General features: G+C 69.7%; 19 protein-coding genes. 8 read left to right on the top strand and 11 right to left on the bottom strand.

What is annotated here, in order from left to right; all coding sequences use genetic code 11:
• Nucleotides 1-126 precede the first annotated feature (126 nt).
• Nucleotides 127-2004 (top strand): AAA family ATPase, encoded by a 1878-nt coding sequence (locus tag ABZU99_RS23940; protein ID WP_356046577.1) that lies wholly within the window; start codon nucleotides 127-129, stop codon nucleotides 2002-2004.
• Nucleotides 2001-3758, top strand: a complete 1758-nt coding sequence (locus ABZU99_RS23945; RefSeq protein WP_356046575.1) for a UvrD-helicase domain-containing protein — start codon at nucleotides 2001-2003, stop codon at nucleotides 3756-3758. Before ABZU99_RS23940 ends, ABZU99_RS23945 begins: the two co-directional genes overlap by 4 nt.
• A gap of 38 nt (nucleotides 3759-3796) precedes the next feature.
• On the opposite strand, the gene ABZU99_RS23950 is transcribed toward ABZU99_RS23945, so the two are convergent.
• The 6 genes from ABZU99_RS23950 to ABZU99_RS23975 form a co-directional block, all read right to left on the bottom strand.
• Nucleotides 3797-5059, bottom strand: coding sequence for a DUF2399 domain-containing protein (locus ABZU99_RS23950; protein ID WP_356046574.1), 1263 nt, complete (start codon nucleotides 5057-5059; stop codon nucleotides 3797-3799).
• Nucleotides 5056-10056 (bottom strand): SbcC/MukB-like Walker B domain-containing protein, encoded by a 5001-nt coding sequence (locus ABZU99_RS23955; protein WP_356046572.1) that lies wholly within the window; start codon nucleotides 10054-10056, stop codon nucleotides 5056-5058. The genes ABZU99_RS23950 and ABZU99_RS23955 overlap by 4 nt, the downstream gene beginning before the upstream one ends.
• On the bottom strand, nucleotides 10053-11405 hold the full coding sequence (locus ABZU99_RS23960; RefSeq protein ID WP_356046570.1) for a DUF2398 family protein: 1353 nt from the start codon (nucleotides 11403-11405) through the stop codon (nucleotides 10053-10055). The genes ABZU99_RS23955 and ABZU99_RS23960 overlap by 4 nt, the downstream gene beginning before the upstream one ends.
• Nucleotides 11402-12970 carry a DUF2397 family protein gene (locus ABZU99_RS23965; RefSeq protein ID WP_356046568.1) on the bottom strand — a complete coding sequence of 523 codons (1569 nt, stop codon included), beginning with the start codon at nucleotides 12968-12970 and terminating at the stop codon, nucleotides 11402-11404. Before ABZU99_RS23965 ends, ABZU99_RS23960 begins: the two co-directional genes overlap by 4 nt.
• A gap of 535 nt (nucleotides 12971-13505) precedes the next feature.
• Nucleotides 13506-14063: an XRE family transcriptional regulator gene (locus tag ABZU99_RS23970; protein WP_356046566.1), complete on the bottom strand. Its 558-nt coding sequence runs from the start codon at nucleotides 14061-14063 to the stop codon at nucleotides 13506-13508.
• A gap of 12 nt (nucleotides 14064-14075) precedes the next feature.
• Nucleotides 14076-16331, bottom strand: a complete 2256-nt coding sequence (locus ABZU99_RS23975; RefSeq protein WP_356046564.1) for a helix-turn-helix domain-containing protein — start codon at nucleotides 16329-16331, stop codon at nucleotides 14076-14078.
• Nucleotides 16332-16561: 230 nt separating this feature from the next.
• On the opposite strand from ABZU99_RS23975, the gene ABZU99_RS23980 reads away from it, so the two are divergent.
• Both ABZU99_RS23980 and ABZU99_RS23985 read left to right on the top strand, forming a co-directional pair.
• Nucleotides 16562-16720, top strand: coding sequence for a hypothetical protein (locus ABZU99_RS23980; protein ID WP_356046562.1), 159 nt, complete (start codon nucleotides 16562-16564; stop codon nucleotides 16718-16720).
• The gene (locus ABZU99_RS23985; RefSeq protein WP_356046561.1) at nucleotides 16717-16980 is read left to right on the top strand and encodes a hypothetical protein; all 264 of its coding nucleotides are present in this window, start codon (nucleotides 16717-16719) and stop codon (nucleotides 16978-16980) included. The genes ABZU99_RS23980 and ABZU99_RS23985 overlap by 4 nt, the downstream gene beginning before the upstream one ends.
• Nucleotides 16981-16997: 17 nt before the next feature.
• Here ABZU99_RS23985 and ABZU99_RS23990 read toward each other — a convergent pair whose 3' ends face one another.
• The 4 genes from ABZU99_RS23990 to ABZU99_RS24005 all read right to left on the bottom strand — a co-directional run bounded on the left by ABZU99_RS23990 (nucleotide 16998) and on the right by ABZU99_RS24005 (nucleotide 19511).
• The gene (locus ABZU99_RS23990; RefSeq protein ID WP_356046559.1) at nucleotides 16998-17234 is read right to left on the bottom strand and encodes an integrase core domain-containing protein; all 237 of its coding nucleotides are present in this window, start codon (nucleotides 17232-17234) and stop codon (nucleotides 16998-17000) included.
• Nucleotides 17231-18298: an IS110 family transposase gene (locus tag ABZU99_RS23995; RefSeq protein ID WP_356046557.1), complete on the bottom strand. Its 1068-nt coding sequence runs from the start codon at nucleotides 18296-18298 to the stop codon at nucleotides 17231-17233. The genes ABZU99_RS23990 and ABZU99_RS23995 overlap by 4 nt, the downstream gene beginning before the upstream one ends.
• A gap of 200 nt (nucleotides 18299-18498) precedes the next feature.
• The gene (locus ABZU99_RS24000; RefSeq protein WP_356046555.1) at nucleotides 18499-19203 is read right to left on the bottom strand and encodes an IS3 family transposase; all 705 of its coding nucleotides are present in this window, start codon (nucleotides 19201-19203) and stop codon (nucleotides 18499-18501) included.
• Nucleotides 19200-19511, bottom strand: a complete 312-nt coding sequence (locus ABZU99_RS24005) for a transposase (protein WP_356046553.1) — start codon at nucleotides 19509-19511, stop codon at nucleotides 19200-19202. Before ABZU99_RS24005 ends, ABZU99_RS24000 begins: the two co-directional genes overlap by 4 nt.
• A 97-nt stretch (nucleotides 19512-19608) precedes the next feature.
• Between ABZU99_RS24005 and ABZU99_RS24010 the strand changes: the two genes are divergently transcribed.
• The 3 genes from ABZU99_RS24010 (at nucleotide 19609) to ABZU99_RS24020 (ending at nucleotide 21694) form a co-directional block, all read left to right on the top strand.
• Nucleotides 19609-19875, top strand: a complete 267-nt coding sequence (locus ABZU99_RS24010) for a GNAT family N-acetyltransferase (RefSeq protein WP_356046551.1) — start codon at nucleotides 19609-19611, stop codon at nucleotides 19873-19875.
• A 512-nt stretch (nucleotides 19876-20387) separates the two neighbouring features.
• On the top strand, nucleotides 20388-20945 hold the full coding sequence (locus ABZU99_RS24015; protein ID WP_356046550.1) for a sigma-70 family RNA polymerase sigma factor: 558 nt from the start codon (nucleotides 20388-20390) through the stop codon (nucleotides 20943-20945).
• Nucleotides 20945-21694: a hypothetical protein gene (locus tag ABZU99_RS24020; RefSeq protein WP_356046548.1), complete on the top strand. Its 750-nt coding sequence runs from the start codon at nucleotides 20945-20947 to the stop codon at nucleotides 21692-21694. Before ABZU99_RS24015 ends, ABZU99_RS24020 begins: the two co-directional genes overlap by 1 nt.
• A gap of 1245 nt (nucleotides 21695-22939) precedes the next feature.
• Here the strand turns inward: ABZU99_RS24020 and ABZU99_RS24025 are convergent.
• Nucleotides 22940-23146, bottom strand: coding sequence for a hypothetical protein (locus ABZU99_RS24025; RefSeq protein ID WP_356046546.1), 207 nt, complete (start codon nucleotides 23144-23146; stop codon nucleotides 22940-22942).
• A 336-nt stretch (nucleotides 23147-23482) separates the two neighbouring features.
• On the opposite strand from ABZU99_RS24025, the gene ABZU99_RS24030 reads away from it, so the two are divergent.
• Nucleotides 23483-24310: a hypothetical protein gene (locus tag ABZU99_RS24030; protein ID WP_356046544.1), complete on the top strand. Its 828-nt coding sequence runs from the start codon at nucleotides 23483-23485 to the stop codon at nucleotides 24308-24310.
• Nucleotides 24311-24423 lie beyond the last annotated feature (113 nt).

Genomic DNA, 24423 nt, shown 5'->3' on the forward strand with positions numbered 1-24423 from the left:
GCCCCGGCGACGAGGAGTTCTTCAACGTGATGCCCGGGACGGGCAGGCACGGCCTACCATCACTGGTTGATCACCGCTGCTGTTGGCAGGGCGTGTCGTGCCGGGGACGGGGGGCGGACTGTGTACGTGTCCGAGGTGCTGGTGGAACGATTCCGCTCGTGCGAGCGAGTGCGGATCCCTCTGCGGCCGGAAGTGACGGTGCTCGTCGGGGAGAACAACGCGGGCAAGTCCAGCGTGATCGATGTAATTCGCCTGCTCACGGACCCCTTGGACGGGCGCCGGGTGCGCTACTTCGAGGAATCCGACGTTCTCAAGCCCTCCGCGGCCGAACGGGGCGGCCCGAGCCTGCAGCTGGATGTCGCCGACATCTCCGCACAGCAAAGCGGCGCGTATCTCGAGGCGTTGCTGCGTGAGGGGGATCCCGACAGCCGCACCGCACGGTGGCAGGTGTCCTGGACGCCACCGCAAATGGGTGGACAGCGCGGCAGTACCGCCTGGTCGCAGGGCGCGGGCCTTCCGGTCACGGGGGAACCTCCGGCACGCAGCGGCGTCCGGCATGTCTACCTGCCGGCGCTGCGCGATGCGGAGCGGGAGCTGGCCTCGGCCGGCGGTGACCGGGTCCGGATGATTCTTCGCGGGCTGCTGGGCGACGACACGCATGTTGATGCCTTCGTGGATCGGATCGGCACCGAGCTGAAGAAGGTGGCCGCGGACCCGGACGTGGTCAAGGTCAGCGAAAAGATCAACGAGCCGCTGCGGGACCTGACCGTCGGCGCGCATCCCCAGATGAGTGAACTGGCCCTGGCCGAGCCCACGTTCGCATCGATCGGCCGGTCGCTGCGCATCCTGTTGGGCGACGCCTCCGCCCAGCCGTTTCCTCTTTCGGCCTCAGGGCTGGGCTACGCCAACACCCTGTTCATCGCCACGGTGATGGCCGAGCTGGACGCGGCGGCAGAGGCAGACCTGACCGTGCTGCTGGTCGAGGAGCCCGAGGCGCATCTGCATCCGCAGCTGCAGACCCTGCTGCTGCGCTATCTGCAGCAGCGGGCGCGGGCCTCTCGCCGTCGGCCCGCCTGTGACCCGGCCCAGCCGGCTGGGCACCTGCAGGTGGTGGTCACCACCCACTCCCCCATCCTGTCGGCCGCAGCCAGCGTGGAGGACCTGGTGGTCATGGCCCGCTGCCCGGCCGAGCTATCCGACGGCTGGCAGGCCAGGCCCCTGCCCATCCCCCGGCTGTATCTGAGCCCAGACCGGGTGCGCCATCTGGACCGCTACCTGGATGCCACGAAGAGCGCCCTGCTGTTCGCATCGCGGGCGATCCTGGTGGAGGGCATTTCCGAGCTCCTGCTGCTGCCCGCTCTGGCCCAGCGTGTCCTGGCCGCCGGTGAGGACGCCGACGCTCAACAAAACCAGGAAGCATTCGATGCGTTGGAACGGTTCTTCGGCACCACCCGGGTGATCGTGGACGGTGTCGGATTCGAGGTCTATCTGCGGGTGCTGCTGGCGCCGGTGGACGGCATGTGTCTGGGACGGCGGGTGGCGCTGATCACCGACACGGATGTGGCGCCCGGGCAGCCAGAACCGGCCAGGCTGCAGTCGCTGCGGGAACTGCCCCGCCGCTGGCACTCCCCCGGCGTGCTGCATCTGGCTGCAGCGCCGCGGACGCTGGAGCCGGCCCTGTGGTCGGCCGACAACATCACCGCCTTGCGGGCGGCGTTCATGCGCTGCGCGCCGCGCTCGGAGGCGCGCTGGGATCAGGTCGTCACGGCTTCGGATCCCGCCGTGGCATTCGGGGAGCTGTTCGTCACGAAGACCAGCCGGACCCGCACCGGTGCCGATGGAGACGTCACGAAGGGCACCAAGATCTCCAAAGGGCTGTTCGCCCAGGAACTGGCCGACGTGCTGGCCGACCCGACGGTGGCATTCACCGTGCCTGCCTACCTGGCGGACGCCATCCGCTTCATCACCGCCACGGACCGCACTTCTGCGGTGAGCGCGCCATGACCGGGCCGACCGGGCCGGGAGAGACAACGTCGGTACTGGACGATGCTAAGGCGCAGCAGCAGGCCGCCATGGCTGTGTCCGCGCCTGCCTTCGTACCTGCCTGCCCGGGTGCCGGCAAGACGCATGTGATCACCAGTCGGCATCTGCAGTCGCCCCGGCGGCTGCTGCGGCAGGGCCGGGCCCTGATCTCGTTCACGCGGGTGGCGCGTGATCAGATGATCCGCCGCTGCCGCCAGGCAGGCCGCGCAGACCTGGTCCAGGCACCGCACTTCATCGCCACACTTGACTCGTTCCTGTGGGAGTTCCTGGTCAAGCCGCGGCGGGCGGCCGAGCCCGTGCCCCGCCTGCTGGAGTCGTGGGCGGGCATCAAGGCCACGGTGGAGGGCATGGACCGGGAGGTCTCCCTGCACCGCTTCCCCATGACCTTGGATCCCTCACAGAGCCCCGCGCGCGAGGCGGTCGCCTGGGACAAACTCGACTACGACACCCGGCACCTCATCGAGGCCAGCACGTACAGCCAGCAAGCGTGGGAAGACAAGATCCTCGCCACCCGCAAGTCGTGGTGCCAGCAGGGGTATTTCACCGGGCACGAGGCGCGGGTGCTGGCCCTGTGGAACCTGCACAACGCCGAGGCCGCCACCGGGCTGCTGGGACCGCTGCGCTCCCGGTTCGCAGAAGTCATCGTCGATGAGGCGCAGGACTGCTCCGCCGCCGACCTCGCCATCCTTCGGCTGCTGCACGACGCCGGCCTGCCGCTGGTCCTCGTCGGCGACCCGGACCAAGCCATCTACGCCTGGCGCGGAGCCGAACCCCAGGCTCTTGGGGCCTTCGCGGCACAACTGTCCCCCACCCCTCACCGCCTGACCGGCAACTGGCGCAGTTCCCCCGTCATCTGCCACCTGGCGTCCACCCTGCGCACGGGGCAGCGCCCGCCCGACACGTCCGTCGTACGCGACGACGACATCCCCGCCCTGCTGCTGCCCACCCAGTTCGCCACCTCCGGCAGCCGCCACCTGCACGCTCCGACCGGCACCGGCATCGTCGACGCCTTCCGCGCGCTCGCCGAGGAGTACGCCGTCCCGCCAGAAAACTGTCTGGTGACCGCCTACAAGTACGCCACCTTGCCGGGCATCACCCGAGAGCGGCCCAACACCAACACCATCACTAGCCTGGCCTGGGCCCGCACCGTCGCCCACACCCCGAGCGCCTCCGGCGACGACCTCGCCCGGGCCTGCGCGATCGCCGTGCGCGTCCTGTTCGGCTACTGGTACCCGAGCGAAACCGGCGGCCCCGACCGCATCATCGCCACTCACCGTCTCTCCACCGGCCAGGTCAACCGCACGGCCTTCGCCTTCCTGCACGGCCTACCTGCGCCCCACAGGGAATGGGGTCCACAGGTATGGCAGGCCATGAAGGCCTGGCCCGCTCTGCCCGGGGCCGCCCCGCAAGGAGGCAAGGGCCGCCCCGCCGGAAAACCCACCCTGTCACGCCCCCAGCCAGCCACCGGCATGCGCACCAACATCGTCCACCAGATCAAGGGCGACGAAGCAGACGGCGTCCTGCTGTTACTGCCCGATGCCGGAAGCGTGCAGCGCTGGGCCACCGCGGACCCGGCCACCGACGAGGTACTGCGCGTCTGGTACGTCGCCGTCACCCGCGCCCGCCGCCTGGCCGCCATCGCCCTGCCCGAGGACGAGACCGACGCACTGGCCCGACTGCTAACAGAGCGTCAGGTATCTGTCCGTGTTGTGTGAACCGACTGCCGGCCGCGGACACCCGCGTGGAACACGCGCTATTCCACGCTCTCCCGCGCCCTGCAACAGCCCCCCTGTTTCGAAGAGGCCGGGTCGAGAAGGCGAGTGAGTACGGCGTCATGTTCCTGGTAAAGGACACGTCCAGTCGTGCGCAGTTGGGCGGCCAGTGCGGGATCACAAATGCTCGGCAGGGGGCCGAGCGGGACCGCAGAAGGCAGATCGCCTGCCGCTCGAACGAGAGCGGTGTCCATGGCGATGAGTTCTGCCCCGTAGGTCTGCTGCACCGTGGCGGCGATGTGCAGACCGGCGGCGTCCAGGTCGCCTGCGTAGCGAAGGCGCACGCCCTGGTCGACGGCCAGTTGGAGGAGGACGTGATCGACGGCGCGGAGCTGGCCGCTGGTGCAGGCCATGGGCTGAGGGCTGGCGCACTCCATCGCGGCCTCGAGGACGGAGGGATTTTCGACGACGGTGAGGGTCTGCGGCGCCAGTCGGGGTGGGGTGCGGGTGAGGTCGAGGAGGTTGAGGGCGACGGGGGTAGTGGCCTCGTTGAGGCGGCGGTCGATGGGGCCGTCGCCGAGGGCACGGACCTGGTGGAGCAGGACGGTGGCAGAGAGCCGGTCGGCGATGATGCCATAGTCGGCGAGGAGGGCGCGGGTGTGGTCGGGGCGTGCGGGTTCGGGGCGGTCGGCGAGTTCGGCAACGGCGGCGACAAGGCGTTGTCCGGGCCCTGTTGCGGGATCGAAGTAGTGCGGATCCCCCGCGTGGTCGTGGGCGAGTTTGGCCAGGGCCCGGGGTGGTGTGTGGGGCAGGTGGCGGGTGAGGGAGGCGAGGGCGTCGATGAGCCGGCGTATCTCGGGCGCGGTGTCCTGGTCGGCTCCCAGGGTGAGCCGGGCTCGCAGCCGGGGCAGGTGCGGCAGTTGGGCGTCGGCGTAGCGGTCCAGTTCCTGTCGCAGCTTGTCGGCGGCGAGGCGGCCGTGCTTGCGGTTGACGACCATGCGGCCCACGGCGTCCTCGACCAGGGACTGCAGGTCGTCGGTGGTCAGGCCGAGCGCGTCCAGGAGGGGGCGCAGAGGGACTTTGACGCCGCGGCCGGTATGGGGGACGCGGGTGCGGCCGCGGCGGCGTTGGTCGGGTGTGTCGAGCCAGGATCGCACGGCGGCCACCGCGCCTGGGGCGAGGGTTGGCACGGTGATGGTGGCGATGTCGGCCGGGGCGGTGCCGGTACTGAGGCGGTCGTGGATGGCCTGCCACAGCGGAGCGAGGTCCGGGTCGGCGGCGAGGATGGTGCGGTCGGCGGTCATGGCGTGTCCTGGGGCTGAGGGACGGTCAGGTCCAGGGTGAGGGGCTGGGGTTCGCCGTGGCCGTGCCAGAGCCAGGGGACGGTGATGCGGCGGCGGCCGGTGGTGATGACCTGGTGGACCATGGCGCGCTGGGTCTCGCGTTTGATCAGTGGGGTCATGGACGGGGAGGTGGCCAGGACGTCGAAGTCCCAGGAGCGCAGCAGGGCCAGGATCTGGCGCAGGTTGAGTTCGTCGAAGGCTGCGTCGATCTCGTCGATGGACAGCAGGCGGGGGCCTGTGTAGCCGGAGGTTGAGTACATCGACCAGGCTGCCGCCAGGAGGGGCAGCATGGTGGCCAGGCGCCTTTCACCGGTGGAGAGGGCTTCCAGGGGGTTGGAGCGTGCGGTGATCTCTCGGAATTTCTCCTTGCCGGCGGCCTCGAAGGAGGCGTGGGTGACGGAGATCTTCCAGTCGTACCAGCTGCGGTAGTCGAAGGTGTGGGCGACGCGTTCGGCCCAGGGCTCGCCAGCTTTTTCGTTCATGCGCTGGCGCAGCGCGTCATACATCTGCTCGAAGGTGTCGTCGGAGGGCGGTCGGCCGATGAGGTCCACCATGCGCTGGGCCTCGGGGTCGGTGCGGACGTCCCATTCGACCTGGACACCGACGTGGGCGACGCCGGTGCGGACGTCTTTGAGGGTGTCGTGGATCTGGGCGACCAGTTCGAGGGCTGCTTCCCGGCGCAGTTGGATGTCGCGCTGCAGGCGGGTGAACAGGCTTGTCTTGAGGACCTGCTTGATGTCGGCACGCAGGTCGTCCTCGAGTTGGGCGGCGGTGGCCTTGAGGTCCTGGACGGTGGTGGTGACGTCTTCGCCGCGCACGGCGGCGGGGTCGGCGACGACGGCGCGCCGCCAGGGGGTGTCTTCGATGCCCAGCAGGGTGACCTGCCGGTCGAAGCCGGCCAGGCCGGTGCTGGCCTTGCGGGCTGCGGTTTCCAGCAGGGTCAGGTCGCGGTCGCGCTGCCGTTCCAGGACGGTGCGGCGGTCGGTGCCGCCGGGGGCGTCGGCGAGCAGGCGCCTGGCCCAGGCAAGGCCGGCGGTGATGTTGGCGGGGCGGCCGGGGCCCTCGGTTGGAATGTCCTCGGGAACTTGGGCCAGGTGCTCGTCGACCAGGCGGCCGAGCTGGGCAAGGCAGGCGTCCCGGTTCTTCTCGGCGGCTTCCCGCTGCGGGGCGACCATCACCAGCATGGCCTGGGCGGCGCTGGCTTGCCTGTCCGCTTCCTGCTGGTGGCTGCGGCATTGTTCGGCACGGTCCTCGGCCTGCCGGAGCTTCTCGGCTGTGGCGTCCCGGCGGGCCAGGAGCTCTTGGTACTGAGCGCCGTGCAAGGCTCGCATTTCGGCGACCGTTGCGGCTTCCTCCTCGGCTCGCCGTCGGATGCGGTCGGCTTCCTGCTGGGCCTGGGTGTGGCGTGTGCGGCGCTCGGCGGCCTGCTGACGGTCGCCGTCGACCCGCGCGAGCAGGTCGGCCACCCGCTGGGCGGCCGGTGCCCAGGCCTGGATGTGCCCGACGAACTGAGCGACAGACTCCCGGCGTGCATCGAGGTAGTCCGGTTTGGTGCGCAGCATGTCGCCTGCAGGCAGGGCTGCTGCGCGGTTGAGCGCGCGCAGGGCCTCGCTGACGGCTTTGCCGGCGTCCTCGTGGCGGCCGGTGGCCTTGACGACATCGGCGCGGGCCCGGTTCAGATCCTGTTCGGCTGCGTCCTCGACCCGGTGGGCTGCCTCGACGGATTCGATCTCCTGGCGCGGGAAGGCGGCCTGCTCGGTGTCGGCGGCCTGCTGGGCGGCCGCGGCACAGGCGCGCGCGTCTGCGCTGGCCTGGGCAATGGCTGCCTGCTCAGCTGCGGCATCCTCAGCGATGCGGGCGGCCTCGGCAGCGCGGGCCTCGCTGTGCCGGGCGTGTTCGTGGGTGAGGGCAGCGGCATCGACGGCGGCGGTGCGGGCTGCCGCGGCGGCCTCGAGTTCGGCCAGGATCCGCTCCAGGGCCCAATCGGCGTCGGCCAGGGCTACGGCGGTGCGGTGCTGGAGGGCATCGGCGGCCGCGCGTCGGTCGGCGGCGTGGTCGCGTGCGTCGTCCACCTGGGTGGCGGGCGGGAGGCTGTCGCGTTCCGCGGCGGCGGCGGTGATGTCCCGGCGGCGGCGCGCCAGGTGATCTTCGGCCTCCTTGAGGGTGCTGCGGGCGGCGGCCAGGTCGTCTTCGAGGCGCCTGACGTGCTGTTGGCGGGCCCTCTCCCGTGTGGTGCGGCCGATGAATGCGGCCCGGTATCCGGCGGGAGCGCTGGCGGTGAGGACGCCGTGAGCCAGTCGGCCGGCCGCCGTGTCGCTGCCGGGGGCGTCGAGGGGGATGGCGGCGAGGATCTCGCCTACCCGGGTGGTGTCGATGGCCAGGGTGTCTTCGACGACCAGCAGGTCGGCCAGGGTGCGTCCCGGAGCGGGGGTGGTGGGGGTGAGGGTGAGATCGCCGTCACACACCCGGCCGTCGGGGGTGACCAGGGCGTCCAGGAGGCCTGCCACCAGGAGGGCTCCCTCAAGGCGGTCGGCGTCGGCGGAATTCAGGCCGGGGGCGAAGTCGACCAGTGCCCACAGCGGGACGCCGTCCCCTGGGGTGCGGGTGCGCCAGGGCGGGGGTGCGGGGATCGGTGCGGCCTGCTGGGCCTGGTGGAGCTTTTCGGTGAGCGCGGTGACGGTTTCGGTGGCGGCTTGGACCTGCCGGGCGGCTTCTTCGGCGTGGCGTTGGAGGCGCGGTGCGGCCTGGGCGTGCGCGCGCACGGCCGCCAGGGTGAGGTCGGCGGGTTGCAGGGCGTTCAGGTCGGCTGCCGGTGCGGTGGCATCGGGCAGAGGAAGGTCGGTGGCGGACAGGTGGATCAGGTCGTCGCGCCAGGCGTGCACCTGGCCCAGCCAGTTGCGCACTGCTTGAAGGGCGGCCGCGTCGGCCTGGGCGAGGGCCTGTTCGGCTGCCTCGAGCGCGGCTTGGGCGTCGCTGCGGGCCTGTTGGTGGGTTCGGCGGGCCTGGGTGCGGCGGTGGCCGTCGGCTTCCGTCTCGGCGAGTGCCTGCTCGAGGGCGGCTTCGTGTGCGGCGGCGGCCTGCTCGGTGGCGGCCTGGGCTGCGGTGTGGTGGGTACGGGCCTGGTCTGCGGTGCGGGCTGCGGCGTGGGCGAGGGCGGTGTCGGCGGCCGCTTTCTGCTGGTGGCCGGGAAGGTCGATGCGGGCGCGGGCCGCGGCAGCGGCGGCCGAGAGCCAGGCGGTGAGCCGGCTGGTGTCGGTGCGCTCTTCGGCATCGCCTGGTTCGGTCAACTGCACTGGCAGCGGGCCGAGCAGCGGCGCGGACTCCTGCCAGGTGTGAAGTCGGGCGGTGAGTTCCTCCTCGGCGCGTCGGCGGTGGCTGGTGGCCTGGTCGGCTGCTTCGCGGCGGGCGTGTTCCGCATCCTCGGCGGCGTGCTGTTCGTCTGCGGCGGTGCGCTGGTTGTCCTGCAGGTGCTGGTAGGTGCCCAGCGCCCGGTCGACGGCCTGGATCTGGCGCTGGTGGTCTTCCGCCCAGGCCAGCGGGTGGCTGCACAGCCACGCTGTGTCCAGCGTGGCGTCGGCGCTGCTGCGGGCTGCGGCGAGGGCTTCGGACGCGGTCAGGAGGTGTTCGCAGGCGGCTTGGGCTCCCAGAGCGGTGGCGCTGGTGCGCAGGTCACCGGAGATCCGGGTGAGCTGGACCTGCGCGGCATCGGCGTCGTCCCGGCTGGCGGCGGCCTTCTGGTGAGCCTCGTCGGCGTCGGTGCCGGCCGTCTGTGCGCGCTCGGCCGCCGCTGTGGCCTGGGCGGCGAGGTCGCGGGCTCGGTCCTCCCGGTGCGGCAGTTCGGCTCCGGCGTGTTCGCTCAGCAGTGCCTCGTCTGCGGATAGTTGTCCTCGGGCGCGGGAGATGTCGCTCTGGGCGTCGGCATATTCCTGGGCCGCGTCCTGGGATGCCTTCTGGGCGGTGTCCAGCTGGTCGGTGGCCTTCTTGAGACTGCGGGCCTGGTCGTCGAACTCGGTGTTGGCTGCGGTCAGGGCGGCGGCTTCGGCCTGGGCCACAGTGCGCAGGTAGCGGCGGTAGCTGCGGTCGGTGCCTTCCAGGAGCTTGGCTTCCTGGCGGGTGCGCTCCAGTTTGGTCTCGAGTTCGGAGATGCGTTCCATCGCCTCGGCGACCTGGGTGAGGTTGTCGGTGTCGAGGGCGGGCAGGGCGTCGGTGAGGACCTGCCGCATCCGGGTGGGGGAAATGGCCTCGGCGGTGCGCACGCTGCGCAGGGAGCGCAGGACGGCGAGCAGCGCCTCGAACTGGACCTCGTTGAGCGGGGCGAACAGGCGGGTGCGCACCTTTTGACGGTAGGAGCGTTCGTCTTGGGGGGTGAGCTGGGTCAGGGAGCCGCGCAGGACTTTGGAGTCGGTGAACATCTCGCCGTGGCAGGCGGCCAGTTGTCCGGCGAGGGTGTCCAGGCGGACGGGGTCGCGGTCCTGTTCCAGGATCAGGTCGCTGCCCACCCGGCCGGGGGTGAGGAAGAAGGCGCGGTGCAGGTGGCCTGCGGTGGCCCGCAGCCACAGGCCGGTGGTCACGTATCGGGTGGTGCCGTCGGCCGGATCGTGCAGGCCGTATTCGAGCCACCAGATGCCGGTGCGGTCTTCCCGGTCGTTGAAGTCGGTGTGGCGGCTGGTGAGGGTGCCTGCGGCCTTGCCGGACACCGACAGGGCGGTCTGGGAGGTGTCGGCGTCCAGCAGGACAGTGATCAGCATGGAGGCGGTGAGGGACTTGCCGGACCCGTTGGGGCCGACCAGGGCGAGCCAGCCGCCGGAGAAGTACAGCTGTTCGCTTGCCCAGGCCCAGGAGTTGACGATGCCGGCGCGCGTGGGCTGCCAGCGGCCCTCGGCGCTGGGGATGTCCAGGGCCGGCTGGTCAACGGCGGTCAGGCTCAGGTGCGGGGCGGGGTGCTCGGCGGGCTTCATCCGTCGTCTCCTTGGCGGGCCTGGTGCGCGGCATGGGCTGTGGGGGCGGTTGCGGCCGTGTCGGGCGCCGTGAACAGGGGGATCGCCGGGTCGGCGGGCGGGGTGTCGGCCGGTGCGGGTGGCGGGGTGGGCTGGCGGACGCGGATGCGCCACAGGTGCACGCCGGGTGTGGGCAGCCAGGTATCGGGGCGGCCGGGCTCGGGGGTGAGCAGGCCGGCGCTGGTCAGTTCGGCGGCCGCGGCGCGGGCCAGCGCGGGAAGGCGTTCGTAGGAGGCGGCCCAGCGGGGCTGGCGGGCGCGTACCTGGGTGAACAGTTCCGCGATGCTGGTGAGGGTCAGCGGGGCTGTGGGGTCATCGCGGCTGGGGAGGGTGGCCAGCAGGGCGAGGGCTGCCTGGCGCTCGGTGCGGCGGCCGTTGGGGAAGTCGATGCTGCTGGCCTGGCCGCTGGGGTCGGTGATCTGCCACCAGTCGCGGCGCACGGTCGCGGTGAGCCCGAGGGCGGCGACAGTGTTGAGGGCGCGTTCGCGTCCGGTCAGGGTGTGCAGGTAGGGGGTCGTGTCGGTGGCGTCGTCAAGAGGGTCGGCGGCGGGGTCGTCGACCAGGCGGCGGATGGCGTTCAAGCGCCGCTGTTCCAGTGTGGGGGCCTCGCCTTGGGTGTGGGCAGTGTGGTCCAGGAGGGACTCGGCGGACAGGGCGGCGGCGTGCTGGGCGGGCGGCATGCCGTCGAGTTGAAGGAGGGTGGGTGACAGGGAGGAGAATTTGGTGGCGAGGCGGTCGCGGGAGGCGGTGACGACGAGGTCGCCGTCCTCGTCGGCCAGGGCGCGGTCCAGGTCGGCGTCGACCGTGATGGTGCCTTCCGCGACGAGGATCTTCAGGGCGTCGGCCAGGCTTTGGCGGTTGTGGCGCGCTTCCTTCTTGCTGACGTCATCGGAGGCGACGACCGGGAAGCGGGGCAGGCGCCCGTGTGTGGTGTCGGCGGCGCAGACCTGGGCGATGGCCTGCATCAGTTCCCGCACGCTCATACGCGGGCGGCGCCACAGCTGTTCGCAGGCCAGGCAGGTGAGGATCATCACCAGGGCGCCCGCCAGCGGCTGCCGGTCCCGCACCAGCCTCGGCCCCCGGTCGGCCGGGACATCGCTGCGCCGTTTGTGCAGACGGATCAGGCCGGCGACTTCGTGGACCTCCAGGGTCCAGTTCAGTTCGGTGCGGAAGAACTCCGCCAGCGCATGGCGGCCCTGCAGGGCCGCCCGGTAGTGCTCGGGGTCGCCTTCGATGGTGAGACGGCCGGCCGCCACGAGCATGCGGGCGCTCTCGCGCAGGTCGGCATCGAGCAGCAGAGTGTCGTTCATGCCACGCTCCAGTTCTGCCCGGCCGCGCCAGGCTCGGCCGGCCGGTACACGGCGGGCGTCCGGCCCTGAGGGGTGACGGACAGTCGCAGATCGGGCCCTACCAGGCGTCCTTCGGCCAGGTCGACGGTGACGGTGGTGTGGGGGCGGCCGGGCCTGACCGTGACCTCCAGGCCGGCCTCGTCGACGGCGGCCCGCCCCATCCCGTCCTGGGGGCGGTAGCGGCTGAGCGCGACCTCGACGGCATTGAGCAGGATCACGGCCGCTTCGAAGGGAAGTTGGGCAACGTATTCGAGGCCGACTTCACCGTCGGTGGCCAGCTGCGCGGCGAGACGGCGGCGGCGCTGTGCGGCCGCCTGTGCCTGGGCATGGGCGGCGGCCCGGTCGGCGGTGGTGTCGGGCACCTTGCGGGGCCGTCCGGTGGCCGGTCCGTGCCGTTCGTGTTCCCGCAAGGTCACCTCGACCTGGTGACGGCCGATGCCGGCCCGGGCGGGAGTGCCGTGGGCGACGTCCTCCTCGCCGGCGCCGATGACCGCGTGCCAGGCGGGCCAGTCCCCGAACGCGGCCGCGTACACGCGGCGGGCCTCGGCGTCGTCCGGCTGCCGGTACAGGCTGTAGGCCAGGGCACGGAAATCGACGCCCAGGTCGCTGCCGCGTCGGCGGGCCATGTAGCGGCGGTCGATGGCGACCAGCAGTGTGTGCACGGCCCCGCTGGCCGAGTCGATCAGCCGATGCACTGTGCCGTCCGGCTTGAACCATGCCTCCAGGTCGTTCAGGCGGCGGATGCGTTCGTCGATCCAGTGCTGCTGGTCGGCGACGTCGAGGAGTCCGGCGTGCTCGACGGCGGACTCCACGGTGCGGGCGAATCCGGCCGCGCGCAGCCCGGCAAGGGCCGTCTCGACTCGTGGCAGGCCGCGCCCGTATTCGCGGGGGAACTGGCGCAGTGCCTCCACGACGCGGTCGCGGTTCTCGCCGAACACGTCGTTGTCGGTCACGTCGGACTGCACCATCTTCGCCAGTGCCGCGTAGAAGTCGGCCGTCACCCGCTGCAGTTCGTCGATGCGGGTGCGTACGTCCTCCAGGTCGCCCGGCAGCCGGCCGTGATCATCCTTCAGGTGATCGAGGATCTCCCGCAGCGTGTCCTGAACCCCGTCCAGAAGACGGCTGGGCAGTTGCAGGGCGCGCACCACGTCGACGACCGCAGTGCGCACGGCGGCCACGATGCCGCGTCCCCGCTGGGTCAGCGCCCACGCCTCCTCACGCGCCGACAGGCCCTGCAGGCTGCGCAGCGGGGCTGCGTAGTCGTGAAACGGCTCAGCGAACTGCCATTTCAGCAACTGGTCCAGCAAGGCGCGCAGTTCAGTTTCCGACAACGGGTCGTGGTAGCCGACCGCCTTCAACTGGGCGGTGATGTCGGACAACGTCGCCATCGGCCCCCGCGTGGACAGCTCCTCCAGGGCGGCCAGCGTGGCAAGGTAGCGCTCCTTCACGAGCCCCTCGGGTATCCCGAACACGTACCAGTCCCCCGGTACGACCTCCTGCCACCACATCCGCGAACGCAACACCATCTCCCCCTGCAGACGACGGCACCATGGCGTCTCGGCGAAGTGGACGGGCAAAAACCGGCGCCGCTTCCCTTTTCCGAGCCGTGTGTGAAAGCTAGCCGCCGCCACTGACATTGCCCGCTGTAGTCCCGGGAATTCGAGGGGATTCGACCACTCGTCAATGACTTGAATCAGCGCCCACGCACCACTGCAGGGGCACTGATTCAAGCGGGAGGAACGGACGTGTTCGTCTCGCTTATCACGAGGATGAAGAAGCCCAGAAGAAACCATCTGAGCTGCGGAAACGAAAGCTTTCGACATGATCGCGGCCCACAGGGCCAACCATCCGGAGCGCCACGGATCAGCGACAGTTCACTTGCCGGCATCAGCCGAAATCAAGTCAGCTCCTCATGGGAGACGCGCCGCATCCGCACAAGATACCGAACACGTATTCGCGGCAACGCATTTCGCATATGTGTTCGGGCTCTCTATTCGGCTGAACAAGACAGCTCGCAAGACTCAGCCACAGGTCCGAGGCACGCGGGGTGTTCGGGGACGCCTACAGCTCGAACTCCAGGTGCATGATGTCGGTGAAGCGCACCTCCTCCAGCTGGCCAGCGCGGCGGCCGCCGTCTTGGAAGTACACCTCCTTGAGCGCTTCGGCGGCGATCTCCTGCAGATGCTGGTCGGTGGCGCCCTGCTCCTGGGCCTCGAAGAAGCGGGCGGCGTACTGCGGTGGCAGCGCCACGGTCAGGTGACGGAGCCGGTCCTCGTCAGTGGTGCCGACCGGCGCTTTGTAGCCGATCCGGGCGCGGGTGTCGATGACGATGCCGCCGGTGGTCGCCGCCTTCTGCCGCGCCTGGGCGCGGATCTGCGGCTGCCACCGTGCCTTGACCTCGCGCTCCAGGCGGGCGGCGAGCTGCGGGCGGGGCTTCTTGGCCTCGTCCTTGACGTACCGCTCCACCTGGCGCTGGGACATTGCGAGCAGTTCAGCGACCGCCTTGGTGCCCTTGAGCTGCTTGACCAGGTACCGCATCTGAGCACCCGCGCTCTTGGGGGCCGGGCGGGTGAACGCCTTCTGCACCGCCTTGTCCAGGCCGTCCCCGAACAGGGTCATCGTCGCTCTCTCCTACTCTCCGTTGTCGACGTCGGTGACGGTGCCGTCCTTGATGTACCGGGCGAGGTTGAGCTCCGGCGCGTTGAACCGCTCGCGGACCTCTTCCCCCCACAGCACGCTCTGGGTGCCCTCATGCTTGACCAGGCCCGGGTTGATGCCGAGCTTGAAGCCACCGGGCAGCGGCTTGCCGTCCCGGTAGGGAAGGAAGTCCAGCGGGCTGGTGCCGTTGGCCGCGTACACGACGCAGTCGGAGAGGATCGCCACCGGGTACCGTCCGGTGAACGCCGCGTGCTTGACGATCTTCCGGTGCAGGTTGATCCGCGTGCGGGAGATGACCGCTGCACGGATGTCCGGCCGCCACGTCGGGCGGGACAGCGCCCGCCACGGCTGCCCGGGCTTCCAGCCCTCGCCCCGGGGGCGTTCGCGCAGCTTGCCCAGGCCGCCCTTGACCGTCGCCTTGATCGCCGAGACGGCGATCGCCAGCTGCGGGTCGCGCTCCTTGTAGCCGTCCATGGCTGCCAGAAAGTCCGCTGGTGACAGGTCGGCGTCGACGCCGAGGTCGGCCATCGTAGCGAGGTAGGCGTCGCGCAGGCGGTTGTACCAGGCGTCCAGGTAGCGGCCGTTGTCATACCGCACGTATGCCTCGATCGGCGTGACGTCGTAGCCGAGCTCCACCGCGTACGCCACCGTCGGCGTCGCGTACCAGGCCGGCCCCTCCGGGCGCTCGCCCTTCGGCGTGAACGGGCTGGGCAGCAGGCCGGCGTCCAGGTCCGCCCACTGGTCCTTGGCGACCTTCACCCTCGACAGGTCGACGTGGGAGAGGTCCACCAGCCACGAGCCGGGCAGCTTCGCATCGAACACCGGCGCCTTCACGTGCGTCGGTTCGCCTAGGCCGACGACCAGGCCGTTGGCTCCGGCCGCGAAGGCCATGTTCACGTCCAGGCCGACCAGGTTGCGGCGCATGCATTCGGCGTCGGTGAGCGGGCGCGCCCAGTCGAAGGCCTCTTCGAACAGCTTCTCGCCCGGGCCGCGGACGTGGAAGCGGGGCAGGTCCTTGAGGATCGGGTGCCCGTCGGGGGCCTCGCACGGCGCGCAGTCGACCGGATGCTCGCCCAGCGAGCCCGGCGTCTTGGTGTCCGACTTCCGGAAGGTGCCAGTGGCCTCGTCACGCACGGCGTGGGTCGGCGGGTGCAGCGCGGTCATCAGCTCCAGGCCGGTCACGGCGGTGGAGCCGCGCGGCGTCATCACCCGCGACGCGTACACGCCCAGGATCCGGGCCAGTTCCGCCGATGTCAGCTGCCCGGTCTCGCCCCAGTGGCGGGAGTCCAGCGCGTGCCACGACGGGATGCACAGCTGCACGCAGGCCCGCTCTGAGCCCTTGGCCGGGCGGTAGATCCGCGCCCACGGCCCGAAGCCCCTCTTGGTCAGCTTCCACTCCGCGCGGGCCAGCTGCTTGACGACCTTGTGGCCCTCCGGGATCCGCCCGGCGAGCCGCTCTTCTTCGGTGAGGGCGACCGGCAAGCCATAGCGCTCCAGCGCGGCTTGGGTGAGGACGAGCAGCGGGTCGGCGTCCTTGCCCGGGCCGGACAGCTTCGGCTGCCCGAGCCGGGCCTCTTTCAAGGTCCAGTCGACCAGAGACGGAAGGGACTTGGCGGGCACGTCCAGGACCAAGCCGCCGACGCAGTGCGCGAGCACCTGGCCGTCGTCATCCACGTCGACGACCGCGAGCGGACCGTTGACGAAGCGCGGGTCCGCGCTGCCGGCCGGAGTGTTCGCCGGGGCGGCCTTCCGCCCGGCCGGGCGGCGCGACGTCGACGATGGCCTGGGCGTGGCCACCAGACGCGACGCGCCCTCCGGCGCAGCAGCGTTGGTGGTGAAGCGGGTCTGGGTGTTGTGTTCGGCGGTCATGTCCGCAGCCTCGGAGGCCGGAGCTGTGGATACGAGCCGCGCTTCCGGAACCGGGGCGGGAGCATGCGCGGAGGTCTTCGGAACAGCCGTGTCCTCAGCGGGCGCCGCCGAGTTGGAGTCGGCGGGGTAGAGCTCCGCGAGCTTGGCGAGCAGCCGCGCGTACGCGTCACGCTCCGGCGGCCTGGGCTCGGTCTTACCGGCCTCCCAGCCGCTGACCGTCGCGCGCCGCACCTGCAGTGCTTCGGCCACCTCATCCAGGGTCAGGCCGTGCGCGGCGCGCAGCCGCTTGCGCTCCGCCGGTGGCGGCAGTGCAGAGCGGGACGCGACCAGCGCATCGACCGCGTCGAACAGCTCAGACATGGAGCACCTCCTGCTCCGCAACCCTAACCGTAAGCGCACGTTTCGCGTACCAAATGCGTACGGATAGCGTAAACATCGGTTGGAGCGCACAGTGACCGCCGGAAGTAGGTCCTGGGGCTTCGGTTGCTGCAGATCCTTTATCCGAGGATCCGCAGTGGTGTCCTGGCGATGCCCGAACTGGCCGGAGGGAGCGGCGCCCACTCACAACCCGCAACCGCGCCTACTACACGGTGCTGCTCGCCGAGCTCCAGCTTGCCCAGGGCCATGCCGAGCAGGCGGGTGCAACGGCCCAGCGCGTTCCGATCTCTACGATCACCAGCAGCCGCATCGCCCGACGCCTGGAGCAGGTGACCGCGGCCGCATCCCAGCATGCCGGAGGCCACCTGTGACATCCACGCTCGACCTGCGCCACTACACCAGCGGCGACCGTGAACTCGTTCTCGGTATCCATGACGAGGTGTACGCGGAACTGGACGACCCGCTCGCCACCCGGGAGGAATTCGCCCGGTTCCTTGACCACTGGGCCGCTCGGCCCGGTTTCGCCTGCCTCATCGGATACGACAAGGCCGAACCGGTCGGCTTTGCCTACGGCGCGCCGCTGAGCCCAGCCACCACCTGGTGGCGAGGTGAGCTGCCCCGAGTTTCGTAGAGTCCGGTGATCTTGTTTCAGGCGGACTGCGGGACTTGCTCCTGGCTCCGCCAGAAGTCCCGTTCGTACTCGGCCGGCGGTACGTAGTCGAGCGCGGAGTGGAGACGCTCTTCGTTGTACCACGTCACCCACTGGAAGATCGCCCGCTCGACCTGGTCGACGTCTCGCCAGGGCCCCTGCATCTCGATCAGCTCGGCCTTGAAGGTGCCGTTCAGCGCCTCGGCCATGGCGTTGACGCTCCTATAGTTCGTCAAGCCGCTGGGGTGGGTCCCGGTCGGGCTTTGATCATCTGGTAGATCTCGCGGGCGAGGTAGCGCTTGAGGCAGCGAATGATCTCCTGTTTCGTCTTCCCCTCGGCGATGCGGCGAGTGACGTAGTCGATGGTCGGCTGGTGGAAGCGCATGCGGACGATGACGACCCGGTAGAGCGCGGAGTTGAGCTGCCGGTGGCCGCCGCGGTTGAGACGGTGCCGGGTGGTCTTCCCGGAGGATGCCGGGATCGGGCAGACACCGGCGAGCTTGGCGAACGCGGCCTGGGAGCGGATGCGCTCGGGGTTGTCGCCGATGACGACCAGGACCTCGGCGGCGGTGTCCGGGCCGATGCCGAACGAGTCGACCAGCTCGGGTGCGTGCGACTTCGTGAGGGTGGTCAGCAGGGTGTCGTGGCTCTTGACCTCATCGTTCAGGTCGAGCCAGCGCCGGGCGAGCGCTCGTAGGGCGTGCTTCGCCGAAGCGGACGTCGTGACCAAATTGCCGGGCCGAAGTCCCGCGCACCGCTCGATGAGGGCCATCTTGGACAGGCCCTGGAGCTGTTCACGCAGCTCGTCGGGGACGGTGACGATCAGGGCCTTGAGCGTGACCATGGCCTGAGTGCGCGACTTCACCGCGGTGTCCCGGGCGATCTTGGTGTGACGGATCATCTCCACCGTGCCTTCGGCGCTCTTCGGGGTGGCGGTGGCCGTGCCGGCCAGGACCGCGCGGGCGGCGTTCTCGGCGTCGATCGGGTCGGACTTGCCGCGCTGCCGGCGCACTCGCCGGTCCGGACGGTTGACCTCAACTATCCTGTGCCCGTGGCGTCGCAGATAGGAGGCGAGCCCGGCACCGTAGGAGCCGGTGCCTTCCACTCCGAAGCCGAGCACCTGGCCGAAGGAGGCTGACCAGCGGGCGAGTTGCTCGTAGCCGCCACGGTCGGCCGAGACGCTGATCGTGCCCTGAGCACCCCCGACGACGTCGACGGCCACGGCCGTGTGTACGTGCTTGTGGGTATCGACTCCGACGACGACTTTCCCGATCGGTTCGGTCTGCAGGATGCTGGTCATGGCTGTCGGTTCCCTTCCCGGGACGGCGGTCAGCGCGGGACCGTCGGCCGGGCGGGAGGACAGGACTGTGACGAGTGCCTGGTGGCAGCAGGCTCCTATTCGGTCACTGCCCGCGCGGCCGACGGCTCGCATAGAACCCGCCGACGGAGTGACCGACAGATCAACAGCAAGGACACCCGAAGGGTCAGTCGTAACACCAGTCAGGCCACCCCGGCGGCGGTGACCCCATCCTCACAGTCGTACGAGTCCGCGACGGAACCGACCGACGCGGAGGCACCGACATCGGCGAGCCGGTCGGTGTACCGAATCGATACGTATTGCGACCCGCGGTCGCTGTGATGAATGAGACCGGAGTCCTTCTTGATCCTCCGTCTCCACAGCGCCATCTCCAGTGCATCTAGCGGGAGTTCGGTCCGCATGTGGTTTGCGACCTGCCAGCCGACGATCATCCATGAGTACACGTCCAGGACGAACGCCACATAGGCCCAGCCCGACCACGTTCGCACGTACGTCATGTCTGCCACCCAGAGTTGATCGGGGCGGGTGGCGGTGAAGTCGCGGTCGACCAGGTCCGGCGGGCGGGGCGCCGACGGCTCCGGCACGGTGGTCCGCCGCCGCTGCCCGCGGATCACGCCCTCCAGGCCCAGCTCGCGCATCAGCCGCTCGACGGTGCAGCGGGCCGCGTCGACGCCCTTGCGCCGCAGGGCGCGGGTGATCCGGCGGGTCCCGTAGGTGCCGCCCGACTCGGCGTGGATCTCTTCGATCAGCGGCATCAGCTGCTCGTCGCGGAGTCGGCGGGCCGACTTCGGCCGTTTCCTGCGGGCGTAGTAGGCGGACTCGGACCAGCCGAGCACCCGGCATACGGGCCCGACCCCGAAGCCGTCTTCTTTCAGGCTGTCGATCACCTGGTCGGCCTCGTCCGGGGACAGTCGAGCTCCTGGGCAAAAAGCGCACTCGCCGCTTTGAGGATCTCGTTCGCCCGCCTCAACTCCGCATTCTCCTGGCGGAGCTGCCTCAGCTCCTCACGCTCGGCTGTGGTCAGCCGGTCATCCCGCTCGCCGGCGTCCGCCTCGGCTTGGCGTACCCAGCCGCGCAGGGCCTCCTTGTGAATGCCCAGGTCCTTGGCGACGTGCGCGATCGGGCGGCCGGTGGCGCGGACCTCGCGGACGGCCCGCTCTCGGAGTTCGTCAGGGTATTTACGTGGTGCTGGCACTGCTCGTGGTTCTCCTTCGGGCCAGGATCATAAGCCTGGCTTCAGGGACTCCACGAAACCGGGGTCACCTCAAGGTGTCGACCCGCAACCGGACGACGTGTTCACCCGCGAGACCGGAAGCCGCACCTTCGCCCTCTCCGAGCTCAACGTCCGCAGGCCCTGGCGCGGCGCTGGCATCGCGCGTCGCCTCCACGATGCGCTCATAGCTGACCGAGCCAAGGAGCGCGCCACGCTGCTCGTTCACGCGGCACACAGCAAGGTCGTCGCCCTGTACGAACAATGGGGCTACCGCACCATCGGGAAGACTGTCCCCTTCGACGGCGCACCACTGCTCTACGCCATGGCGCGGCGGCTACGCCCCTGAGTGCGTGCTTATGGGCTGTGTACGGTCCCGTCTGACCTGGGCGAGCTTCTCTCGTCGGGGCCCGTGCCCAGTGGGCGGCGGCCAGACAGCCGGGGCTGCTGTCCCTCGACGGGAGGTGCGGCCGGATCCGCGGCCGCCCGCTCCGCAGCTGTACGGCCGCGCTCGCGGCTGTCGCCAATCGGCGGTAGTTCGCCCTCGGCGTCGGGACGGGGACCGGTGCCCAACGGGCGGCGGATGATGCTCACGGCCCAAGCCTCCCAGTCGGCCAAGCTCGCGAAGCTCTTCGTCGGCCTGAGCAGGGCGCCAGCACCACCTCTCGATTCGAACCTAAAGTAATGATCCAGTAGCACTTTGTAAGATTTCCTGGTCGTCTCCTGCACGCCCGTCCCTTTACGGACGCTATGAGGGGTGGAGGGTTTCAACGGTCCTCTGGTGCTGAACGAGCATCGTCATTGACAACTGGAAGGGGCCGAAAGGCCGTGAACGTTTCGTCAGCGGGAGGTGAGCCGGTGATGCCGCAGGGACACCTGAGCCGTCGGCCCGGTGTCCGTGCGGCCGCTCTACCGGCGGACTTCCGGGCGTTCCATCAGCTCTACCGCGCCGCCTATGTGCGCTGGGCCGAGATACACCTCGGGTCGAGCGCGGACGCTGAGGAAGCCGTCGACCATGCCTTCGAGCAGCTCGCCTTGTCTTGGCCGACCGTGCTGGCCCAGCCGACGCCGGAGGCGTACGCGTGGAAGGTGGTCAAGAACCGCACCATCGACCTGGCCCGCCGCCGCAAGCGCCGGCCCGTGGTTGCCGACGTTGCCTCGTTCGAGACGCACGACTTGCGCACCGCGGTGGACCCGATCGGCGAGCTGGAGACCTCGATGCTCGTCTACGAGGCGATCAGCGATCTCCCCGACCGGCAGCGGGATGTCATCGTGCTGCGCTGCAGCCTTGGCTTCGACGCCGCCACCACCGCACGCATCCTCGGCATCAGCCCTGCCGGGGTCCGGTCCACCGCGCGCCACGCCAGACGGCGTCTGCGGGAGGTTCTCGGGCTGGACGAGCAGGAAGGAAGTCCGTGATGGGCGACTCACCGATTGACCGGATGCTGGCCAAGGCCCGGCTTGTGCACCGCCCCTACCCCCACGAGAAGCTGGTCGCAGCCGAGGAGCGGATCGCGGCCCGCGTCGCGGACCGCCTGGTCCTGGGTGCTCTGAGCTTCGATGACACCATGCAGTCCCGCCGGGCCCAGACCGCGTTGTTCAAGCCGCCCCAGCAGCGCCCAGAAGGATGGAAGCCGGACGAGAAGCTGCTCGGGGACGCGGCCGGTGCACTGCGCGCGGTGTGCCGCATGCTGGTCGGCGACGAAGACGCGCTCCAGGAGATGTCCTCGTTCATCGGCTACCGGACCCCCGAGCCGGAGGGCGCGGTGATCCTCGGCTGCGTGCTGCAGCTGGCCGCCCGGGAGGACTCTGCCCGCTTCTGGTGGCAGTTCGCCGCCGGGGCCGGCAACACCACCGCCGCCTACTGCCTCTACCTCCACCACCTCGCGCTCGGCGAGGGACCAGAGGCCGACTGGTGGCACCAGCAGATGGTCCCCAATCGGCACACCCTCGCCCCAGCCGAGCACGAAGTCCTCATGCACTGCATGGACCTGGGCGTGGAGGGCCAGGAACCGACCGCGACCGTACGGCTGACCGTGCTGCCAGAGGCAGCCGAAGCCGTCGTCCGCTACGTCCCCACCGCCATCGAGTACGTCGATGACGTCGACCTGCCCCTGCCGACCGCCGGCTTCGCAGCACACATCGAAGAACTCGCCGCCGCCCACTGATGGGCTCGCGGGCGCCGGGCGGCGCCCACTCCAGCCGCCCGGCACCCCCGAGCACCCCCATGAGCCCGTCCTGCCCGCCGCCCCGGGAATGTGGCCAGGACTGGCAAGATGGGCAATTGCGACAACGAGTTCGCCAAGCGGGATGAGCCGATCACGGTCGTCTAGCCCCTGAGCAGTGGCGCACCGGCGAACATCCGGTACGCGGACTACTGCGATGTAGATGTCATCAACTGCGTTGCCCGCTTCACTGCTGATGGTCGACCTGACCGAGCATCTCAAGCAGTTCGTGAAGGCCACACAGCACATACGAGGGCGGGTGGCTCCTTCGCGCACCGCGCTCCCGGACGGATCACTGGAGCGAAGTGTCCGCATTGCGGCGTTTCGAAAAGTCCATCTAGGCTGAACAAACGGGGCACACCCCGGGATACCGAGCTGTTCCGTGTGACTTATTCCACAAGCCAGAGGGCGAAACTCAGTGCCAAATGACCGAATGTGAGTGGACTTCGTCCGCAACTTCAGCGGGGTGCGGATTGATCCGCAGCGCGGCTGACCAGCAAAAACCCACCTTCGGATCAGCAGCTGGCCGAGAGCGGTCAGGACTTTATCGAAGAACCGTCTGACCCTTGCCTCCGGTGCCGCTTTGGCGCTGAGACCGGGACCACGCGCCGCCCGGGGGTGTCGACCCCTGTCGGTACCGTTAGTCAGGCAGCCCGAAGTCTGGTTACGACAAAGGGAAGTTGCAGGCCCATGCTTGGCGGCTGACCTGAAACTTCCCTGTCGTGCCAGGGGCTGCGGCCCTACTCACCTCACAGAAGGAAGGAGCACGACAACACCGTGGCCTCTCTCGAAGGTACCCCAGATCCGGGGTACACCCGCCAGGCGCTGTCTCCCTGGCTTCCGGCCGTCATCGCCTTTGTGACCATCACCGTGGTCGTCATCCTTGGCCTGTCCGGGCACGAACGGCTCGCCTTGGCCGTAGCCGGTGTCGGAACCGCAGCTGGCGGTATTCAGGTGACCGTGCACATCCGGCGATGACTGCGGCTCCGGAAGGGCGGGGCGTTTCCGGAGCTGTACCGGATCAAGGTGCACCCAGGTGTGAAGATCGGTTCCGCGCGGAAGACATCCGCCAATCTCGACGCCCGTCAGCTCAGGACACCGCACGCACCGATCCTCAGCCAGACGTCTGGCCCGTCCGGCCCCGCGCAGCCGGCTCGGACGGGCCGGCTGCGCGGGGCCGTGTCACGGTCATCGGCGAGTGATGGCGAATCCGAGCGCGGTCATCAGGGCGGCAGCGGCCGTCCAGCCGACACTCAACGGGCCGGTCAGTGCCGGGTGCTGATAGGTGACGTAGACCAGGCCCGCCACGGCGAGCACGATCACCGCCAGAGCGATCAACAACAGGTAGAGCCGCACGTCCTGGTCGCGGCGCGGAGCGTTCGGGTCCGTGGTCATCGGCAAGTCCTTCGGGTTCGGGCATGCGCGCACCGCATGCCGGGGCGGAACTGGAAGTTGCTTCACCCCATGGGGTCGCAGGGGTGCAGCCAGACAGCAGCGCAATCTGCGGGCGCGGAGACCCCACACGTCGGCCGTCGCCGGCGAGGTGCACACCACGGTCACGAGGGCGACGGCCGCCGCGGTCGCCGTGTGAATTACCGTCACACTTTGGTGAGCTGGCCGACGCGGCCGTATCGTCGCCTACCTCGAGGCCTGACCGCCCCAACAGCTGCCCCGCCTCCCGATCCCCCGTCCGGGAGGCGGGACCCTTGCGTCCCCTGGGAGGAAACCCGAATGCCCCTGATGCAGCCGCCGGTGGCGCTGGCCAGCTGTGAACGATCCTTGCGGCAGCTCCTCACGCATGTGCTAAACGCCAAATTCGGCGCCAGTTGGATCCACCAGGTCTTCGACGCCGAGACGGTGACGAAGCTCAGCGAGAAGCGCACAGAGGAAGAGAAGCGCCGCACCAAGCGCGGCGCGGCCACCGTTCCGTCGAACCTCATCGAGTACACCGAGTTCACGCAGCTCACCCGGCTCATCGACAGGTACTGGGAGCTCTTCAAGGAGGCCATGGGCGAGAAGAAGGAGATCAGCGTCCTCCTTGCCCGCTTCGGAGCCCTGCGCAACGCTGTCGCCCACAGCCGCGAACTGCTCCCCTTCGAGGAGGAGCTGCTGAGCGCCATTGCCGGAGAGATCAGGAACCGAGTGACCATACACATGAGCGGCAAGGACCCCGCCGACAACTACTTCCCCCGCATCGAGTTGGTGAGGGACAGCCTCGGCAACAGCAGCGAGACGGCCATGACCGTCCAGCCGCACATGCTGGCGGTGCAAACCGCCACAACGCTGCGACCTGGCGACGTCGTCACCTTCACCTGCCGGGCGGTCGACCCTCAGAACCGCACCTTGACCTGGTTCCTGCAGACACCGGAGGGCCGCCGCTACTCCAACCATGAGGGTGGCGACGTGGAGATCACCTGGGAAGTTCGCAAGCAAGACGTCCACACGCGGGCGGATGCGCTGGTGATGCTGGCCAGCGACGGCGGATATCACCGCTTCGGCGCAACCGGGTTCGATGCGAGCGTGTCTTTCCGCTACGAGGTCCTGCCGCCCCTGCCATAACTACGGCCCCGCACCGGGCTGGTCAGTCCCGCGGCTTGGTGGGCTTCGCGATCCAGCCGGGTATGGCGAACGTGACCGTGTACCCGACGATCGCAAAGACGGTCATCCCGACG

The organism is Streptomyces sp. NPDC005266 (assembly GCF_040607655.1).
Taxonomy (GTDB): domain Bacteria; phylum Actinomycetota; class Actinomycetes; order Streptomycetales; family Streptomycetaceae; genus Streptomyces.

Bases quoted from the DNA above. Each gene is read 5' to 3' on its own strand.
- ABZU99_RS24020 (WP_356046548.1), top strand. From the start codon at position 20,945: ATGGGCGACTCACCGATTGACCGGATGCTGGCCAAGGCCCGGCTTGTG.
- ABZU99_RS23960 (WP_356046570.1), bottom strand. From the start codon at position 11,405: ATGAACGACACTCTGCTGCTCGATGCCGACCTGCGCGAGAGCGCCCGC.
- ABZU99_RS24025 (WP_356046546.1), bottom strand. From the start codon at position 23,146: ATGACCACGGACCCGAACGCTCCGCGCCGCGACCAGGACGTGCGGCTC.
- ABZU99_RS23950 (WP_356046574.1), bottom strand. From the start codon at position 5,059: ATGACCGCCGACCGCACCATCCTCGCCGCCGACCCGGACCTCGCTCCG.
- ABZU99_RS23975 (WP_356046564.1), bottom strand. From the start codon at position 16,331: ATGTCTGAGCTGTTCGACGCGGTCGATGCGCTGGTCGCGTCCCGCTCT.
- ABZU99_RS24030 (WP_356046544.1), top strand. From the start codon at position 23,483: ATGCCCCTGATGCAGCCGCCGGTGGCGCTGGCCAGCTGTGAACGATCC.
- ABZU99_RS23965 (WP_356046568.1), bottom strand. From the start codon at position 12,970: ATGGTGTTGCGTTCGCGGATGTGGTGGCAGGAGGTCGTACCGGGGGAC.
- ABZU99_RS24015 (WP_356046550.1), top strand. From the start codon at position 20,388: ATGCCGCAGGGACACCTGAGCCGTCGGCCCGGTGTCCGTGCGGCCGCT.
- ABZU99_RS23970 (WP_356046566.1), bottom strand. From the start codon at position 14,063: ATGACCCTGTTCGGGGACGGCCTGGACAAGGCGGTGCAGAAGGCGTTC.
- ABZU99_RS23945 (WP_356046575.1), top strand. From the start codon at position 2,001: ATGACCGGGCCGACCGGGCCGGGAGAGACAACGTCGGTACTGGACGAT.
- ABZU99_RS23995 (WP_356046557.1), bottom strand. From the start codon at position 18,298: ATGACCAGCATCCTGCAGACCGAACCGATCGGGAAAGTCGTCGTCGGA.
- ABZU99_RS23955 (WP_356046572.1), bottom strand. From the start codon at position 10,056: ATGAAGCCCGCCGAGCACCCCGCCCCGCACCTGAGCCTGACCGCCGTT.